Here is a 16,944-nt window from a genome sequence, read left to right on the forward strand (position 1 = left end):
CCCGTCGTTCAATACGGGCAGCCGGGGGCGTTAGATAATACGCGTGCTTAACGTCCGGTCATTTACCGTAATCGTCAGCATATCGCCAGACAGGATCGGACCGACCCCTTTTGGCGTACCCGTTAAAATAATATCGCCCGCGCGCAGCGTAAAGAAACGGCTCATGTAAGCAATCAGCGGCAGAATCGGCGTAATCATATCACGCGTGTTGCCCTGCTGGCGCACTTCATCATTCACTTTTACACCCAGATCGGTTTGCTGCGGATCGCCAAACTCGGCAACCGGAATAAAACCAGAGATCGGGCAGGAACCGTCAAACGCTTTGGCTTTTTCCCACGGTTGACCCGCCTTTTTAAAATCAGACTGCAAATCACGCAGCGTCAGATCCAGTGCTACACCATAACCCGCAATCGCCCGAGCGACGCGTTCTTCATTCGCCTGCTTTAACGGCGTACCGATCAGCACGGCCAGCTCGACTTCGTGATGAACCGAACCCAGATTTTTAGGGATGGCAACGGGCTGGCGTAAGTCACACAGTGCGGTTTCAGGCTTGATGAATAAAACGGGCTCACTTGGGATCGCATTGCCCATTTCTTTGATGTGTTCTGAGTAGTTGCTCCCGACGCAAACGACTTTGTTTACTGGGAAATCAAGCAGCGCGCCCTGCCAGTCTCTGTGTTGATACATGGGTATTCTCCTGCCCTGTCTGTTGGATTATCGCTGCTTTCGTGGCACAGAACACGACCAAAAGGAAAACAGCTATATAAGAACACGATGGTGCAAAACCATCGTTATATCATCGCAACGGGGGTTACCCCAACAGATTTCAGGCGCGCAAGGCTGGGGATCCGATGAGGAGGAAACGAAGTCCTATCTCATCAAAAATGGAAACAATTAAATTGTGGCGGGATAAAACTCAAAAGGTGAATATTTATCGCGCGGAATATCATGCAAACGGCTGAGATATTCCACGCCAAATTATGTTTGCGGCTTTATCTGAAAGTGCATTTTGGTATTATTTTTTTACACTTATACCGGCGTGGTTAATAAGCTCTCGACCGGTGGAGGAACTTGCAGATAAAAGCCCTGTTCCTGTAGCGCAAGTTTCACTTTTTCTATATCCGCATTCGCCAGTTTTTTACGCCCCTCCAGCGGTAAGAGCATGGCCAACTGCGGCGTGCCGAAACTTTTCATTAATTCTTCCGGCACGCGTGAGAAATCGTCTTTTTTTTCAACATAAAGATAGGTCTGATCGCGTTTAGCACTTCGATAGATCACACAAAACATTTTTTTTACTCTATTTGATGGGAATGCCATCTTGCCTGTATATAATTGTGACTATAACATGCTTACAGCGCTCTGGAATATCATGCCTTAAATGTTACTCTAGGGATTAAAAGATGCTGAAACTGAGTCAGGATAGATGTCACAAACGCCAATAGAGCTAAAAGGCAGCAGCTTTACCTTATCGGTTGTTCATTTGCATGATTCCCAACCCGAGGTAATTTACCAGGCACTACAGGAAAAAATAGAGCAAGCGCCTGCTTTCCTGAAAAATGCCCCCGTTGTCATTAATGTTGCTGCATTAACAGCGGAAACCGACTGGATAAAATTGCAGCAGGCTATTTCGTCAACTGGCCTGCATGTCGTTGGCGTCAGCGGATGTACCGACGACGCATTAAAGAAAACCATTGCGCAGGCGGGGCTTCCCCTTCTGAGCGAAGGTAAAGCACAACGCCGGGTAGTCGAGCCCGTCGCCGCCGTTCCTGCTGCGGTGAAAACGAAAGTCATCAACACCCCCGTTCGCTCCGGCCAACAGATTTACGCCCGGAACTGTGACTTAATCGTCACAAGCAGCGTTAGCGCGGGTGCTGAGGTGATTGCCGATGGCAATATTCATATTTACGGCATGATGCGCGGCCGAGCCCTCGCAGGCGTTTCTGGCGATGTTCAGAGCCAGATATTCTGTACGCATCTGGCCGCAGAACTGGTCTCGATTGCTGGCCGCTACTGGCTGAGCGATCAGATCCCTGAAGCTTATTTTGGGCAGCCAGCACGGATCAATCTGAACCAGCTGGACAATGTTTTAACGATAAAACCTCTAGACTAGAATCTCCCAAGGAAACATTTATGGCACGCATCATTGTTGTTACATCGGGTAAAGGGGGCGTTGGCAAGACCACATCAAGCGCGGCCATTGCTACCGGTTTAGCCCAGAAAGGAAAAAAGACGGTTGTCATCGATTTTGACATTGGTCTGCGTAACCTCGACCTGATCATGGGATGCGAGCGTCGCGTAGTGTATGACTTCGTCAACGTGATTCAGGGTGATGCCACGCTGAATCAGGCGCTGATCAAAGATAAGAGAACGGATAATCTCTACATTCTGCCAGCATCACAAACGCGTGATAAAGATGCGTTAACGCATGAAGGCGTAGAAAAAGTGCTCAACGACTTGGGCGAGATGGAATTCGATTTTATCGTGTGTGACTCACCCGCCGGGATTGAAACCGGTGCGTTGATGGCGCTCTATTTCGCTGATGAAGCGATTATCACCACCAACCCGGAAGTCTCTTCCGTTCGCGACTCCGACCGTATTCTGGGCATTCTGTCTTCGAAATCACGTCGTGCAGAGCGTTCTGAAGATCCGATCAAAGAGCATTTGCTGTTGACGCGCTACAACCCAGGCCGGGTGAGCCGTGGCGACATGCTGAGTATGGAAGACGTCCTTGATATTCTGCGGATTCCGCTAGTTGGCGTCATCCCGGAAGACCAATCCGTACTCCGCGCCTCTAACCAGGGCGAACCCGTCATTCTGGATGCGGAAGCCGATGCAGGTAAAGCCTACGCGGACACCGTTGAACGTCTACTTGGTGAAGAACGCCCTTTCCGTTTTGTTGAAGAAGAGAAGAAGGGTTTCCTTAAACGACTTTTTGGGGGATAAATTATGGCTTTACTGGACTTCTTTCTGTCCCGCAAAAAAACGACAGCCAATATTGCCAAGGAACGGCTGCAAATTATTGTCGCGGAGCGACGCCGGGGAGATAGCGAACCCCATTATCTGCCGCAATTAAAGCGAGACATTCTTGAGGTTATCTGTAGATATGTACAGATTGATCCTGAGATGGTGACAGTTCAGCTTGAGCAAAAAGGAGATGATATTTCCGTGCTTGAGTTGAACGTTACATTACCGGAAGCGGAAGAAACGCCTAAATGATTTTTCTGCTGTAGTATCCCCTGCTTTTACGCAGGGGATATCTATTCCCGTCATACTTCAAATTAAGTGCGTTTCATTTCATAATAAACTGTATATTTAGCCAGTATTTTATTTCTTATTTTGTTTTTTTCACCGTATTCTTATCACCCTATTTGCTGCTTTTTTCATGATTGCATCATCACAGCAAATAAGGCGTATTGATAAGACGTGTTTACCGGTGATTAATAACCTTGCACAATTTCACGCAGTTCATCGCCATATAACTGGCCGCGCCAGCCAGACAACATTTCCGGCATTCCCGCATCTTGCCCGCTTAATTTCCAGTGCCAGTTCAGCAGACGATTAATTTGGCGACGTGAAGCCAATAGCTCGGCAGATAATCCACTCTGTTCGCTCACGCGCTGCACCAGAGCTTTGATATCTTTAAACGCTTTTTTATAGCCGGGATAGTCGATCAAATTAATCACCGGCGGTGGACAATCCGCGTCAGCAATGCCGTCCGTCTGTGCAACACAGTCCAGCAGTGTTTTGCCGTGGTAGCGGATTTCCGGGCCGCTCAGCCCCAGTGAACTCAGTTCACCCAGCGACGTCGGCAGACAACGCGCCACCTGCAACAGGTTCTCTTCACGTACGACGAAATTCACCGCGCTGTCTCGCTCGCGAGCTTTACGCAAACGCCACTCAGCCAGACGCTGAAGGCAAGCCAGATTCCGGCCACGCAGCTGCCAGGCGTTGCCAAATTCGCGATAGGCCAATGCCGGCGCTAAAATATCCTGTTTGCGCTGACACAGCAGGAGACACTCATCCAGCGCCGCGTTCATCCACCCTGCGGCTTGCGTATCAGCCACCAGTTGAATGGCCATCGGCAGCAGATAGAACACATCGGCAGCAGCGTAATCACACTGTTTTTCGCTCAGCGGACGTGCCAGCCAGTCCGTTCTCGACTCGCTTTTATCCAGCGTCACGCTCATGTAGTCGGCCACCAGCGCAGCGAATCCATAAGAAAGCGGCTTGCCTAAAAATGCGGCCAGAATCTGTGTATCGATGAAAGGCGTCGGCACTGTTCCAAATGCATTGAGAAACACTTCCAGATCTTCGCTGCCCGCGTGCAGGAATTTAGTGACCTGTTCGTCACGCAGTAACGCCTGAAAGGGTGCCCAGTCGGTAATCGTTAACGGGTCGATAAGTGAAAGCTGTTCGCCGTCATACAATTGAATCAACCCTAATTGCGGGTAATACGTGCGGGTTCTGACGAACTCCGTGTCCAATGCCACCTGCGGAAAGCGTCGCGCCTGGGTGCAAACCTCTTGTAACCCAATGTCGGAAGTGATCAACTGATAATTCAAAACGTCATTCTCTTGGTTGTCTTTACTTTACGGTTCTGGGTCAAATCCGTATCGCCGTAAAAAATTCCCGGCGGAAATTTTTAACGTCGCAAGCGACGGCCCATAGGGTGACGGCTGTAAGTCCGCCATAAAAAAGAACGCCGGATAAACCGGCGTGAAAACATCATATCGCGTCCTGCCTCTCTCTGGCAGTCGTTTTTCGTGGAAAATAGTCAGGCGGCAGCGTCTTTCTTCGCCGTTTTCTCGCCGCGTAATTCGCGACGCAGAATTTTCCCCACGTTAGACTTCGGCAAATCGTCGCGGAATTCGATCTCTTTCGGCACTTTGTAGCCCGTAAGGTTACGGCGGCAGTGGGTAATGAGTTCTTCTTTCGTTAACGAGTTGTCGCGTCTGACGACAAAGGCTTTGACTGCCTCACCGGATACTTCATTCTCCACTCCAACCACCGCGGATTCAGACACTTTGGGATGACGGCTGATCACATCTTCAATTTCGGTCGGATAGACGTTAAAGCCGGAAACCAGAATCATGTCTTTCTTACGGTCGATAACCCGCAGGAATCCTTCATCATCAAACGTGACAACGTCACCCGTCGCCAGCCAGCCGTCTTTTAACACCTCATCCGTCGCAGCAGGCTGCTGCCAGTACCCTAACATCACCTGCGGCCCACGCACCCACAGCTCACCGGATTCCCCCGGACCTGCGTCATTGCCGTTATCATCAATGATTCTGACATCCGTTGACGGCATCGGTAGCCCAATACTGCCGCTGTAATGCTTCAGATCGTATGGGTTGCCCGATACCACCGGAGAACTCTCCGTCAATCCGTAGCCTTCGAGCAGATGTTTACCGGTCAATTTTTCCCAGCGCTCTGCCACCGACTGCTGCACCGACGCGCCGCCACCTGCGGATAGCCGCAGTGCCGAAAAATCCAGTTCGTGGAATTCTTTATTATTAAGCAACGCGTTAAATAACGTATTCACGCCCGTGATTGCGGTAAACGGATACTGTTTCAGCTCTTTCACCACCGCTGGAATATCGCGGGGGTTAGTAATCAGGAGATTCTTCCCGCCCAATTCAAAGAACAGCAGGCCATTCACCATCAGCGCATAGATGTGGTACAGCGGGAGTGCGGTCACTACCAGCTCAGTTCCTTCACGCAAAACGGCACCGTATGCACCTTTACACTGCTCAAGATTCGCCAACATATTGCGGTGCGTGAGCATGGCGCCTTTAGCGACGCCCGTGGTGCCGCCGGTATATTGCAGAAATGCTAAATCAGTATTGATGATGTCGGGACGAATATACTGCTGACGCCGCCCTTCCTGCAAAACACGACGAAACGATATCGCATCCGGCAGATGGTATTTGGGCACCAGCCGCTTAATGTATTTCACCACGAAGTTAACTAACGTGCCTTTTGCCGTAGAGAGCTGGTCACCCATGCGGGTCAGGATAACGTGCTTCACCGCCGTGTTATGGACGATCTTTTCCAGCGTATGCGCAAAGTTAGACACGATAACAATCGTGCTGGCACCGCTGTCTTTTAGCTGATGTTCCAGCTCACGCGGCGTATACAGCGGGTTAACATTGACAACCACCATACCTGCACGCAACACGCCAAACAGCGCGACGGGATATTGCAGCAGATTGGGCATCATCAACGCGACGCGATCGCCTTTCTGCAATTTAAGCTGATTTTGCAGATAGGCCGCAAATGCCCGGCTCCGCTCTTCCAGCTTACGAAACGTCATCACTTCACCCATGTTGACGAACGCAGGCCGATCGGCATAGCGCTTCACGCCATTTTCAAACATTTCAATCAACGACGAATAGCGATCTGGATCGATTTCCGCCGGCACATCCGCCGGATAGCGTGATAACCAAATTTTTTCCAAGACGTCACTCCCGAGATATTTTTTTAGTGGCATCGTCGTCGCCCTCAGAGGCTTATTGTTATTAACATTATTTTAACTCAGCCTACCAGTTAGCTAACAAACAATGTTCAGGTTGCGAGAACGATCACTAATTTATTCTTTATTCAAAAAAAATCAGGCAACCTGCGTCGCCTGATCTCTTCACACTGAACGAAATAATTTTAGAGCCTACCCCATAGGGCGTTATTGGCGCAGTCAGTTTGGACTCGGACAGCGCGGAAAAACCGGAGCGTACACGTAGTACGTGAGGATTTTGAGCACTGCCCAGGTTCAAAATGACAAGTAAAATAGCCCTATTCTTATTCTGTCACGACATTCTCAATCCGTGTCGGACCCGGCCAACCGCCGTCAAATCCCCATCCGGGGCCCCAGCCGTAGCCGTACCCCGCACGCCATCCCCACGGGCCATAGCCGCCGGGTGGCACCATCAGACGCTGCACGACATTCCAGCGTTTATAGCCTTGCGCGTCGATCACGACATAACGATAGGGTTTATCCCCGATAGCGCCCTGTTCGGTGCCGACAATCGGCCCGACAACGGTAACCAGTTGGTCTTTAAAATCGACGGGTTCCAGAAAGCGATTCACATAGGCAATAAAACGCCCTTCTGACGGCATATCCAGCAGCGGTTTTGCGCCGCTATCCAGCGGCATGCTGGCAATTTCCAGCCGCGTTTTATTCGCTTCATTGTGGATGCTGACCACTCGTCCGCCAAAGCGTGATTCCTGACCGACATAAATCTGCGGCGCATTCATCACACGCACCAAATCGTCCTGCGGCGTTGGCGACGTACCTTTAATGGCATCCGGCACCGTGACACAGCCTGACAGCAGAAGCGCTGTCGCAACCAGCATACCGAGGCGTGCTTTTTTCTGATTCAGATGCACACTTTTTATTTGTACGGACATAGCACAACCCCCTCTTCAGATATCTGATAGTTAGACTGCTCAGCATCGAATAAGTTGCTGTTTATGACGGGTATACTTCACGCCAAATGTGCATTCTGACTAGTCGCGGCCGGGCAGCTTTTTCCAGGTTACTTCATTGCGCAGGTAGCGTGGTTGCGCATTCTCGACGCTGACCGCTTTTCCTGCCTGCCATAGCTGATAGGCCAGCGGCAACATGTCCTGCGCCTGCGGCAACAGCACCTCGCCCTTTGATAACACCAGCGAGGCATGGCTGACCAGTTCAGGGTAAGTTTCCCATCCGGTGCCTACCGTGGCCCATTCACCTGACAGCGCGGCAGTTAATGCCTGCACCTGTTCAGGTTTCAATACCGCTTCCTCGGACTCCCCCTGCCAACCGCCGTCAGCATTGCGCTGATAGCAGCCCCAGTACACTTCTCCCATCCGCGCATCGATGGCCGCCAGCACCTGCGTTGCCTGCGTCAGGCGGAAAGCGCCCTGCGCCATGGTCGCCAATGACGATACGCCAAGCAGCGGTAAATCCGCTCCCAGCGCGAGCCCTTGGGCAATACCGATACCAATCCGCACGCCGGTAAAGCTTCCCGGCCCCTGACCAAAGGCCAGCGCATCAAGATCCTTGAGCGTCAGGCCGCTGTCGGCCAGCACCTGCTGAACCATCGGCAGAATACGTTGTGTGTGTTCACGGGGACAAATTTCGAACAGAGAATGAATTTCACCTTCATTCCAGAGTGCGACGGAACAGGCTTCCGTTGCGGTATCAAGCGCTAGAATTCGCGTAGACATGCCAACCTCAGGCAGGATAAATAAATCTTAATGGCCCGTATCATAGCATAAGCCCCTGTCGTGCCGCAGCCCTTCCCACCATCGGTCAGACCATGCAGCAATCGCCAGTGGGGAATTAGGTGTTACGCGTCAGGAAATTAATCGCCTGCCCAATGTCGCGGGTACGTGGCGTCGGCGGCAGGCTGTTAAGGAACACGGCACCATACGGACGCATCACCAGTCGATTATCGCAAATCACAATCACACCGCGATCCTCAACATCACGGATGAGGCGACCCACGCCTTGCTTCAGGGTAATCACCGCATCAGGAACCTGCACATCGTCGAAAGGTTCACCGCCACGCAAGCGACAGTCTTCAATACGCGCCTTCAGCAGCGGATCGTCCGGTGAGGTAAACGGCAGCTTATCGATAATGACGCAGGAGAGCGTATCGCCGCGCACATCGACACCTTCCCAGAAGCTGCTGGTCGCCACCAGCAAGGCATTACCCGCCGACACAAACTGTGACAGCAGTTGCGCCTTGCCAGTTTCGCCCTGTAACAGCACCGGTAGCGTCAGCGTGGCGCGGAATTCGGCTGCCAAATCGCGCATCATCTGATGCGAGGTACACAGCATAAAGCAGCGCCCCTGATTCGCCTCGATCAACGGTCGCAGCATCGCCGCCAGCCTTTTTGCCGCACCGGGACGATTGGTTTCCGGCAAATTACGGGGGACGCAGAGCAACGCCTGATTGGCATAATCAAACGGGCTGGGTAACAGGAGCGTATTCGCGTTATCCAGCCCCAGCCTATCGGTGAAGTGGAAGAGTTGGTCGTTAACAGACAGCGTCGCGGAGGTAAACACCCAGGCCGCAGGCTTCTCTTTTATCAGTTCACGAAAGCGATCGGAGACGGACAACGGCGTCAGCGCCAACACGAAATGACGTGAATTACATTCGTACCAGTAGCTGTAACCCGGTTGCTGCACGTCTTTCAGCCGTTTCAGGCGGTTGCGATAAAGCGTGGCGCGCTCAAAAGCGGCATCCAGCAGCGCTGAACGCCCGAGCGACAGTTTCGCGACGTCGTAACACAGCTCCAGCGCATCATCCAGCAGCAGCAGCGCACGCTGAAGCGACGGCTGTTCGAGCACATCACGCAGATTGCCGCGAAACCCCGGATCGCCCAGCGCCAACCGAAAATCCTGCGTGCTTTGCGTCAGGCGATCGGCACTTTTTTGCAGTTGAGAGGCGTCGCGCACTTCGGTGCGGTAAGCAATGATGATGTCTTTTGCCAGATCCAGCAGTTGGCGGCTGGAAAGCTGCTGGCCGAAATATTGGCTGGCGATATCGGGAATCTGGTGGGCTTCATCGAAAATGACGACGTCGCTTTCTGGGATCAGCTCCGCAAAACCGCTCTCCTTCACCACCATATCGGCGAGGTAGAGATGGTGGTTAACCACCACGATATCGGCATCCATCGCCTTACGCCGTGCTTTCACCACGAAGCACTCTTTATAGTGCGGACAGTCGCTGCCCAGACAGTTATCGTTGGTGCTGGTCACTAACGGCCAGATCGCGCTGTCTTCCGCCACACCTGAACAGGTCGTGACATCGCCTTCCGTCGTTTCCGACGACCAGCCGCGCAGCCGAACCAGTTCGCTCAGCGTTTCGCCGGGTAAATCACCGCCGCCCAGCGATTGCTGTTCAAGCCGTTCCAGGCAGAGGTAGTTCGAGCGACCTTTCAGCAACGCTAATTTGCCTTTGTACTTCAGCGCCTGCGCGATCGTCGGTAAATCGCGGCTATAGAGCTGATCCTGTAGCGCTTTTGATCCGGTCGAAATGATGACTTTTTTATCTGAACGCAAAGCAGGCGCAAGGTAGGCATAGGTTTTACCGGTTCCGGTACCCGCTTCCACCACCAGCGCTGTTTTATCGTCGATAGCCTGCATGACGGCCTGCGCCATCTGCCGCTGTGGCTCACGAGGCTTGAAGCCTGTGATTGCTTTCGCCAGCACGCCGTCATTAGCAAAATCATCAATTACACGATCGTTCGTCACGCCTGCTCTCTTTTTCAAGGGAATGCTGTATCTGTAAGCCGCTAACCGTTTCAGGTCGCGGCAAAATATCGCGCTGATTATGCCAAGAGTCACCCAACGCTACCACCTTAAATCAGGAAAGCGTGCCGCAACCTGCTGTGTTAGGCTTGGCGGCTGGCATTGGTTGATGTCACTCTTTTAATTATCCCCACAATGGAGAAACCCACCTCATGGCGATCACACGAATTAATCCTGAAGCACGCTGGTCAGACGCCGTCATCCATAACAACACGCTCTATTACACCAGCGTGCCGGAAAATCTGGATGATGACGCACAGGCGCAAACGGAAAACGCGCTGGGCGCGTTAGATGCGATCCTGCAACAGGCGGGAACGGATAAGAGCAAGCTGTTAGACGTGACGATTTTTCTCGCCGATGCGGATGATTTTGCCGCTATGAATGCCGCGTGGGATGCCTGGGTCGTGGCGGGTAGCGCGCCTGTACGCTGCACCGTGCAGGCTAAATTGATGCACCCGAAATTCAAAGTCGAAATCAAAGCGATTGCGGCGATATAAGCCACCGTCTTATATATCCAGAGGGAGAGACGTGGTGGTTACTGCTCTTCCTCTTCTTCACCATCATCAAAATGGTGTTCTTCGTCGCTGTCATTACTGTCGTTAAATTCGTCATCCTCTTCGTCAAACATCATCGCGACGGTGTCACCTTGATGATTCTGACGGATCTCCGCCGCAACCAGTGCTATCGCCTGGCCGCTGCTCATGCCCTCAGACATGAGTTCCTGAATACGCTCTACAGCATCTTGCTGCTGCTTGTGCGTCAGCGCGGGCATACCTGCAATCATGATAGTTTCCTGGTTGGTAAATTCGCGCGTATCATCGCATGCCCGCTTCGGCATACACCAGCATTTCTGCTTTGTGGTACGCTGTGGTCAGGAAAATCGACGCGCTATCAACACAACCATACTGTAGACACAACACGAAGAACATGATTGCCGCTAATACGACTCACGTAACCGACACCAGCGATTTGACTACAGCGACGGGCTCCGCCGCTATCTATCACGCTCTGCCTTACTACCCGACCGTGCTGCTCGATCGCTTTGCGCCCTTTTCCCAACAGCCGTGGGCGATGTTGCTGCATTCCGGGTTTGCCGATCATCCGCATAATCGCTTCGATATTATGGTCGCCGATCCGCGAGTCACACTTTGCACGCGTGGAGGCAAAACGGAAATCACGCGTGACGGTGTAACGAACATCGTGGACGGCGATCCATTTGCTTTACTGCAACAGCAGCTTGATTCACTGGCGTTGCCCGCTGAAGTACATCCTGATTTCCCTTTTCAGGGAGGCGCACTTGGCCTGTTCGGCTACGATCTGGGACGTCAGATTGAAACGCTGCCCGCACAGGCCGAGCAAGATATCGATTTACCGGATATGGCGGTGGGTCTCTACGACTGGGCGCTGGTTGCCGATCACCATCGAAAAACGTTAACGTTGATCGTACATCATTCCCTTCAGGCACGGCTCGACGGGTTAGCGACTCCGCCCGTTAACGCCCCCAAAACCGATTTCAGCCTTACCAACGCCTGGCAGCCGAATATGTCACGCGAAGCATATGGCGAAAAATTCCGCAAAATACAGGACTACCTTCTGGCGGGAGACTGTTATCAGGTCAATCTGGCACAGCGCTTTTCCGCGGCTTACGAGGGTGATGAATGGCAAGCATTTTTACGACTGTCAGCAGGCAATAAAGCCCCCTTTTCCGCCTTCCTGCGCCTGCCGGAAAATACCGTCATCAGCGTATCGCCGGAACGCTTTCTCTGGCTGGAAAATCACCGCATTCAAACGCGCCCGATTAAAGGCACACTGCCGCGCCTCGCAGACCCAGATGCCGATAAACAACAAGCGGTGCGGCTCGCTAATTCGGAGAAAGATCGCTCAGAAAATCTGATGATTGTCGATCTGCTGCGTAACGACATCGGTCGCGTTGCGGTGCCGGGCAGCGTCCGTGTGCCGGAGTTGTTCGTCGTCGAGCCTTTCCCCGCGGTGCACCATCTGGTCAGCACGATTGAAGCACAGCTACCGGAAGATTGCCCTGCAACCACGCTGCTACGCGCCTGTTTCCCCGGCGGCTCGATTACCGGCGCGCCCAAAATCCGCGCTATGCAGATTATTGAAGAACTGGAACCTCAGCGTCGCAATGCCTACTGCGGCAGCGTCGGCTACATCAGCCTGTGCGGCACCATGGATACCAATATCACCATCAGGACGCTATTAACCGAACGCGGCAGAATTTACTGCTGGGCGGGCGGCGGCATCGTCGCCGACAGTCAGGAACAGGCTGAATATCAGGAAACGTTTGATAAAGTGGGCCGCATTCTTCCCCTACTGGATGGTTCCCAGACAATTCAGGTACCAAGTCAATGAGTGAGATCGCCTTGCCGCCAACGGCCTTTGCGCTGAACGATTTTATTACGCGCTTTCAGTTACAGCTTCCACCATCGTTGCGACCTGTGCACCAGCAGCGTCAGGCTGCGGTTCTGGTGCCGATTATTTGTCACCCTACGCCCACGTTGTTATTGACCCGACGTTCTGCCGATCTGCGTAAGCATGCTGGACAAGTGGCGTTCCCCGGCGGGGCGGCGGATAAAGAAGATCGTTCCAGCATCGAAACGGCGCTGCGTGAAGCGCAGGAAGAAGTGGCTATCCCACCGGAAAATGTTCAGGTGCTGGGCGTATTACCGCCGCTGGATAGCGTAAGCGGTTTTCAGGTCACACCGGTCGTCGGGCTGATCGCCCCACAGACTCGCTTTCATCCCAATGAAGACGAAGTCGCCGAACTGTTTGAAATGCCGCTGGACGAGGCCTTCGCATTGACGCGCTATTACCCACTGGATATCGAGCGCAAGCAGCAGCGACATCGGGTTTATCTTTCCTGGTATCAGCAGCAGTTTGTCTGGGGGCTAACCGCCGCCATCATCCACCAGCTCGCCTTACAGATTTCCGACAAGCCCTAAGCCCGAGGCCGCGTTCAGCGGCTTTTGGCTCACCACTTCTTTTCCCTCGCCAAATATCCTTATTTAAAAAGCGGCCTTTGCGATCAAAAAGCATCCACCCATAGCATTTACAATGACTTAGATCGTATTTAGGATAAGTTAAATTATGTGATGACATAAGTTTATTTCATGCGAAAAAGAAAGCCACACGACATATTCCACACTACAATAGCGCGATTTGACGAGTTTTATTCTAATCTTGGGGTATATATCCACTAAAATTCAGGTCATGTCTCGCTGGAACCGAAATCATCAGATAATTCGCAGCATAACTATCTGATTATGATGAAGGAACCGGATGCAGGCGATCAGATAACAAAGAGTGGATACGACCCTAAGTCTTTGAGGAGTTTCGCGTGATAAGCGTTTTCGACATGTTTAAGATCGGTATTGGCCCCTCTAGCTCTCATACGGTTGGACCGATGAAGGCCGGTAAGCAATTTGTCGATGAATTGATCAACCAGGATCGACTGACCGCAACCACGCGCATTGCCGTCGATGTGTATGGCTCGCTGTCGCTGACGGGTAAAGGCCACCATACGGATATCGCTATCATTATGGGTCTGGCGGGCAACATGCCAGATACCGTTGATATTGATGCCATTCCCGGTTTCATCCGCGATGTTGAGCAACGCGAACGCCTGCTGCTGGCTAACGGACAGCACGAGGTCGATTTCCCACGCGAAGGCGGTATGGTTTTCCGCAGTGAAAATCTGCCGCTGCACGAAAACGGCATGACGGTCACCGCCTTTGCCGGCAATAAAGAAATTTATAGCAAAACCTATTATTCCATCGGTGGTGGCTTCATCGTTGATGCAGAGAATTTTGGCAAAGACAGCGCCACTGATGTATCCGTTCCTTATACGTTCAATTCCGCCAAAGAGATGCTGGATCACTGCAAACAAAGTGGCCTGTCGCTTTCTGGGATGGTGATGCGTAACGAGCTGGCGCTGCACAGCCGTCAGGACATTGACGCCTACTTTGCCGATATCTGGCAGACAATGCGTGCCTGTATCGATCGCGGCATGAACACCGAAGGCGTATTGCCCGGCCCGCTGCGCGTACCACGTCGTGCCTCTGCGCTGCGCCGTATGCTGGTGTCTACCGATAAGCTGTCCAACGACCCGATGAACGTGGTGGACTGGGTCAATATGTTCGCGCTGGCGGTGAACGAAGAAAACGCCGCAGGTGGCCGAGTGGTTACCGCACCAACAAACGGTGCGTGCGGCATCGTCCCTGCCGTCCTCGCCTATTACGACCACTTCATCGAGCCCGTTAGTCCGACCATTTATATTCGTTATTTCCTCGCGGCGGGCGCGGTCGGCATTCTGTACAAAATGAACGCCTCCATCTCCGGTGCCGAAGTGGGCTGTCAGGGTGAAGTGGGCGTGGCCTGCTCCATGGCCGCCGCTGGACTGGCAGAGCTGATGGGCGCGAGCCCGGAACAGGTTTGTGTCGCCGCCGAGATCGGCATGGAACACAATCTGGGTTTAACCTGCGATCCGGTTGCCGGCCAAGTACAGGTCCCGTGCATCGAACGTAACGCGATTGCTTCCGTTAAGGCGATTAACGCCGCCCGCATGGCAACCCGCCGCACCAGCGAAGCACGCGTCTCGTTAGATAAGGTGATTGAAACCATGTACGAAACGGGTAAAGACATGAACGCTAAATACCGCGAAACCTCACGGGGCGGACTGGCGATTAAAGTGCAGTGTGATTAACGTACTCTGTAATTAAAAAGCAGTGTGAGCTATTCGTTTTAACTCCACACCTGCTTTTATTCACACCACGAAAAAGCCCCGCCACATTGGCGGGGCTTCATTTTGTCATCTACTTACGCAGAACGACTTACGCGTCTTCATCCTCTTCCCGATCGACGATACGTTCTACACGCACCAGTTCAATACGGTATTCGGACACTTCGATGATATGGAAGCGCAAGTTGTACAACTCAATGATGGCACCGACTTTCGGGAATTCATCACTATGCGCCAACAGCATTCCTGCCAGTGATGCATACTCTTCCTTCGGATCAACCAGCTCGCTGCTATCCACCACCTGTTGCAAAGCGTGTAGATCCGTTCCGCCTTTCACCAGCCAGCCTTCGCCGTCTGGGATGATATCCAGCGTTTCGTCTTCATCCGGGAACTCACCCGCGATCGCTTCCAGCACGTCCAGTGGCGTGACCAACCCTTGCACCACACCAAATTCGTTGGCAATGATGACCAGGCTACCTTTCGCACGACGCAGAACGGGCAGCAGGTTAATCACATCCAGCGTTTCCGGCACGACGATAGGTGGGTTAGCCGCAGCAAAATTTTCCACATCAGTTTGTGTTTCCAACGCCACCAGCAGATCCTTGGCACGGACCACGCCGATAATTTCATCCAGCGACCCGCGACAGATTGGGAACAGGCTGTGAGGCGTATCCAGCAATTGCATACGGATCTGCTCGACAGAACTTGCACTATCCACCCAGGAAATTTCAGTCCGCGGCGTCATCACGCTACGCAGTGAACGCGAGGCTAACGTCAGCACGCCGCTGATCATATTGCGCTCTTCTTCGGCGAATTCCTCTGTTGTGAGCTTCTTCTGCGGTTCATCAGAATCCACATCGTCCGTGTTTTTCCGTGAGCCCATCAGGCGCAGAATGGCCTCTGCGGTACGTTCACGCAAAGGACGGTGCGACTGATGCTTCATAAAGTTATGACGGGCAATCTGGTTAAACATTTCGATCAGGATAGAGAAGCCAATCGCCGCATACAGATAACCTTTAGGAATATGGAAGCCAAGACCTTCCGCCATCAGGCTCAAACCAATCATCAGCAAGAAGCTGAGACACAGGACAACCACCGTTGGATGTTCGTTAACAAAGTTGGTCAACGGTTTAGAAGCAATCAGCATGACACCCATTGCGATGATCACCGCCGTCATCATGACGCCCAAGTGATCGACCATGCCCACCGCAGTAATCACGGCATCCAGCGAGAACACGGCATCCAGCACGACGATCTGCGCCACCACAGCCCAGAAACTCGCGTGGGCACGATTGCCGTTGCCATCGTGCGTTTTATTCTCTAGCCGTTCATGCAGCTCCATCGTGGCTTTGAACAAGAGGAACACACCGCCGAACAGCAAAATCAGGTCACGACCCGAGAAACTGAAATCGCCAAGGCTAAACAATGGACGCGTCAGTGTGACCATCCAGGAAATCAAAGACAACAGCCCCAGACGCATTAACAGCGCCAGGCTTAAACCGATAATGCGGGCTTTATCTCGCTGTTTGGGGGGTAATTTATCCGCCAAAATGGCGATAAACACCAAATTGTCGATACCCAGAACAATTTCCAGTACCACCAGCGTCAATAAGCCTGCCCAGATTGAAGGATCTAGCAAAAATTCCATGTCAGACTCCAGAAAATGAACGAGCAGATGACATCAATGCATGAGCCGCATTGAATGGTAATAAAAAGAGTTGGTGTGAATCAGAGAGATTCTGAATGTGGTCTGAGTGACCAGCTGAGTACAGAAAACCGCCAGCATTAGCGGGAAAACAGAGAACGTTTTGTCGGTGACAGTCCATGGGAAGGGCTGATGCCCGGTGCTCCTAAGCAATTTAAGGGACGTTTACTCTAACAGGTTGTT

The 16,944-nt window shown here is 52.4% G+C and carries 16 protein-coding genes; 7 read left to right on the plus strand and 9 right to left on the minus strand.

The annotated features are described in order from the left end of the window. Positions 1 to 30: 30 nt before the first annotated feature. Positions 31 to 687, minus strand: coding sequence for a fumarylacetoacetate hydrolase family protein (locus tag QWJ20_RS00765; protein ID WP_095994491.1), 657 nt, complete (start codon positions 685 to 687; stop codon positions 31 to 33). 342 nt (positions 688 to 1,029) lie between these two features. Next, positions 1,030 to 1,287 (minus strand): YcgL domain-containing protein, encoded by a 258-nt coding sequence (locus QWJ20_RS00770; RefSeq protein WP_095699385.1) that lies wholly within the window; start codon positions 1,285 to 1,287, stop codon positions 1,030 to 1,032. A gap of 136 nt (positions 1,288 to 1,423) precedes the next feature. Here QWJ20_RS00770 and minC point away from each other — a divergent pair, with 136 nt between their 5' ends. Genes minC through minE form a run of 3 tightly spaced genes read left to right on the plus strand, consistent with a single transcriptional unit; the run spans position 1,424 to position 3,216 of the window. Continuing rightward, positions 1,424 to 2,110, plus strand: coding sequence for a septum site-determining protein MinC (gene minC / locus QWJ20_RS00775; RefSeq protein WP_095699384.1), 687 nt, complete (start codon positions 1,424 to 1,426; stop codon positions 2,108 to 2,110). Positions 2,111 to 2,130: 20 nt separating this feature from the next. After that, complete coding sequence (gene minD, locus QWJ20_RS00780; protein ID WP_095699383.1) at positions 2,131 to 2,943, plus strand: septum site-determining protein MinD; 813 nt, start codon at positions 2,131 to 2,133, stop codon at positions 2,941 to 2,943. 3 nt (positions 2,944 to 2,946) lie between these two features. Then, positions 2,947 to 3,216 carry a cell division topological specificity factor MinE gene (gene minE, locus QWJ20_RS00785; protein ID WP_005968801.1) on the plus strand — a complete coding sequence of 90 codons (270 nt, stop codon included), beginning with the start codon at positions 2,947 to 2,949 and terminating at the stop codon, positions 3,214 to 3,216. 221 nt (positions 3,217 to 3,437) lie between these two features. On the opposite strand, the gene rnd is transcribed toward minE, so the two are convergent. The 5 genes from rnd to QWJ20_RS00810 form a co-directional block, all read right to left on the minus strand. After that, positions 3,438 to 4,562, minus strand: a complete 1,125-nt coding sequence (rnd, locus tag QWJ20_RS00790; protein WP_249714871.1) for a ribonuclease D — start codon at positions 4,560 to 4,562, stop codon at positions 3,438 to 3,440. A gap of 212 nt (positions 4,563 to 4,774) precedes the next feature. Then, positions 4,775 to 6,460, minus strand: a complete 1,686-nt coding sequence (gene fadD, locus QWJ20_RS00795; RefSeq protein WP_433991639.1) for a long-chain-fatty-acid--CoA ligase FadD — start codon at positions 6,458 to 6,460, stop codon at positions 4,775 to 4,777. 338 nt (positions 6,461 to 6,798) lie between these two features. After that, positions 6,799 to 7,407, minus strand: coding sequence for a Slp family lipoprotein (locus tag QWJ20_RS00800; RefSeq protein WP_433991640.1), 609 nt, complete (start codon positions 7,405 to 7,407; stop codon positions 6,799 to 6,801). Positions 7,408 to 7,506: 99 nt separating this feature from the next. Continuing rightward, positions 7,507 to 8,208 (minus strand): tRNA (adenosine(37)-N6)-threonylcarbamoyltransferase complex dimerization subunit type 1 TsaB, encoded by a 702-nt coding sequence (gene tsaB, locus QWJ20_RS00805; RefSeq protein ID WP_433991641.1) that lies wholly within the window; start codon positions 8,206 to 8,208, stop codon positions 7,507 to 7,509. Positions 8,209 to 8,323: 115 nt separating this feature from the next. Then, positions 8,324 to 10,243 carry an ATP-dependent DNA helicase gene (locus tag QWJ20_RS00810; RefSeq protein WP_095699377.1) on the minus strand — a complete coding sequence of 640 codons (1,920 nt, stop codon included), beginning with the start codon at positions 10,241 to 10,243 and terminating at the stop codon, positions 8,324 to 8,326. Between the two features lie 209 nt (positions 10,244 to 10,452). On the opposite strand from QWJ20_RS00810, the gene QWJ20_RS00815 reads away from it, so the two are divergent. Beyond that, positions 10,453 to 10,797, plus strand: a complete 345-nt coding sequence (locus QWJ20_RS00815) for a RidA family protein (protein ID WP_127156498.1) — start codon at positions 10,453 to 10,455, stop codon at positions 10,795 to 10,797. A 38-nt stretch (positions 10,798 to 10,835) separates the two neighbouring features. On the opposite strand, the gene QWJ20_RS00820 is transcribed toward QWJ20_RS00815, so the two are convergent. Continuing rightward, positions 10,836 to 11,084 (minus strand): YoaH family protein, encoded by a 249-nt coding sequence (locus QWJ20_RS00820; protein ID WP_127156499.1) that lies wholly within the window; start codon positions 11,082 to 11,084, stop codon positions 10,836 to 10,838. Positions 11,085 to 11,227: 143 nt separating this feature from the next. Here QWJ20_RS00820 and pabB point away from each other — a divergent pair, with 143 nt between their 5' ends. The 3 genes from pabB (at position 11,228) to QWJ20_RS00835 (ending at position 15,020) form a co-directional block, all read left to right on the plus strand. Then, on the plus strand, positions 11,228 to 12,670 hold the full coding sequence (gene pabB, locus QWJ20_RS00825) for an aminodeoxychorismate synthase component 1 (RefSeq protein WP_433991642.1): 1,443 nt from the start codon (positions 11,228 to 11,230) through the stop codon (positions 12,668 to 12,670). Beyond that, positions 12,667 to 13,260, plus strand: a complete 594-nt coding sequence (locus QWJ20_RS00830) for a CoA pyrophosphatase (RefSeq protein WP_433991643.1) — start codon at positions 12,667 to 12,669, stop codon at positions 13,258 to 13,260. Before pabB ends, QWJ20_RS00830 begins: the two co-directional genes overlap by 4 nt. Before the next feature lie 395 nt (positions 13,261 to 13,655). Continuing rightward, a complete protein-coding gene (locus QWJ20_RS00835; protein ID WP_095699373.1) occupies positions 13,656 to 15,020 on the plus strand; it encodes an L-serine ammonia-lyase in 1,365 nt (454 codons plus the stop codon). A 127-nt stretch (positions 15,021 to 15,147) separates the two neighbouring features. Here the strand turns inward: QWJ20_RS00835 and QWJ20_RS00840 are convergent, their stop codons facing one another. After that, positions 15,148 to 16,704, minus strand: a complete 1,557-nt coding sequence (locus tag QWJ20_RS00840; protein WP_039480599.1) for a TerC family protein — start codon at positions 16,702 to 16,704, stop codon at positions 15,148 to 15,150. Positions 16,705 to 16,944 lie beyond the last annotated feature (240 nt).

This window comes from Pectobacterium sp. S5 (genome assembly GCF_051707265.1).
Classification (GTDB): Bacteria; Pseudomonadota; Gammaproteobacteria; order Enterobacterales; family Enterobacteriaceae; genus Pectobacterium; species Pectobacterium polare.

Excerpts from the sequence above, each read along its gene's own strand:
- QWJ20_RS00765 (WP_095994491.1), bottom strand. The coding sequence starts at position 687 with ATGTATCAACACAGAGACTGGCAGGGCGCGCTGCTTGATTTCCCAGTA.
- QWJ20_RS00770 (WP_095699385.1), bottom strand. The coding sequence starts at position 1,287 with ATGTTTTGTGTGATCTATCGAAGTGCTAAACGCGATCAGACCTATCTT.
- minC (WP_095699384.1), top strand. The coding sequence starts at position 1,424 with ATGTCACAAACGCCAATAGAGCTAAAAGGCAGCAGCTTTACCTTATCG.
- minD (WP_095699383.1), top strand. The coding sequence starts at position 2,131 with ATGGCACGCATCATTGTTGTTACATCGGGTAAAGGGGGCGTTGGCAAG.
- minE (WP_005968801.1), top strand. The coding sequence starts at position 2,947 with ATGGCTTTACTGGACTTCTTTCTGTCCCGCAAAAAAACGACAGCCAAT.
- QWJ20_RS00800 (WP_433991640.1), bottom strand. The coding sequence starts at position 7,407 with ATGTCCGTACAAATAAAAAGTGTGCATCTGAATCAGAAAAAAGCACGC.
- tsaB (WP_433991641.1), bottom strand. The coding sequence starts at position 8,208 with ATGTCTACGCGAATTCTAGCGCTTGATACCGCAACGGAAGCCTGTTCC.
- QWJ20_RS00815 (WP_127156498.1), top strand. The coding sequence starts at position 10,453 with ATGGCGATCACACGAATTAATCCTGAAGCACGCTGGTCAGACGCCGTC.
- QWJ20_RS00820 (WP_127156499.1), bottom strand. The coding sequence starts at position 11,084 with ATGATTGCAGGTATGCCCGCGCTGACGCACAAGCAGCAGCAAGATGCT.
- pabB (WP_433991642.1), top strand. The coding sequence starts at position 11,228 with ATGATTGCCGCTAATACGACTCACGTAACCGACACCAGCGATTTGACT.
- QWJ20_RS00830 (WP_433991643.1), top strand. The coding sequence starts at position 12,667 with ATGAGTGAGATCGCCTTGCCGCCAACGGCCTTTGCGCTGAACGATTTT.
- QWJ20_RS00840 (WP_039480599.1), bottom strand. The coding sequence starts at position 16,704 with ATGGAATTTTTGCTAGATCCTTCAATCTGGGCAGGCTTATTGACGCTG.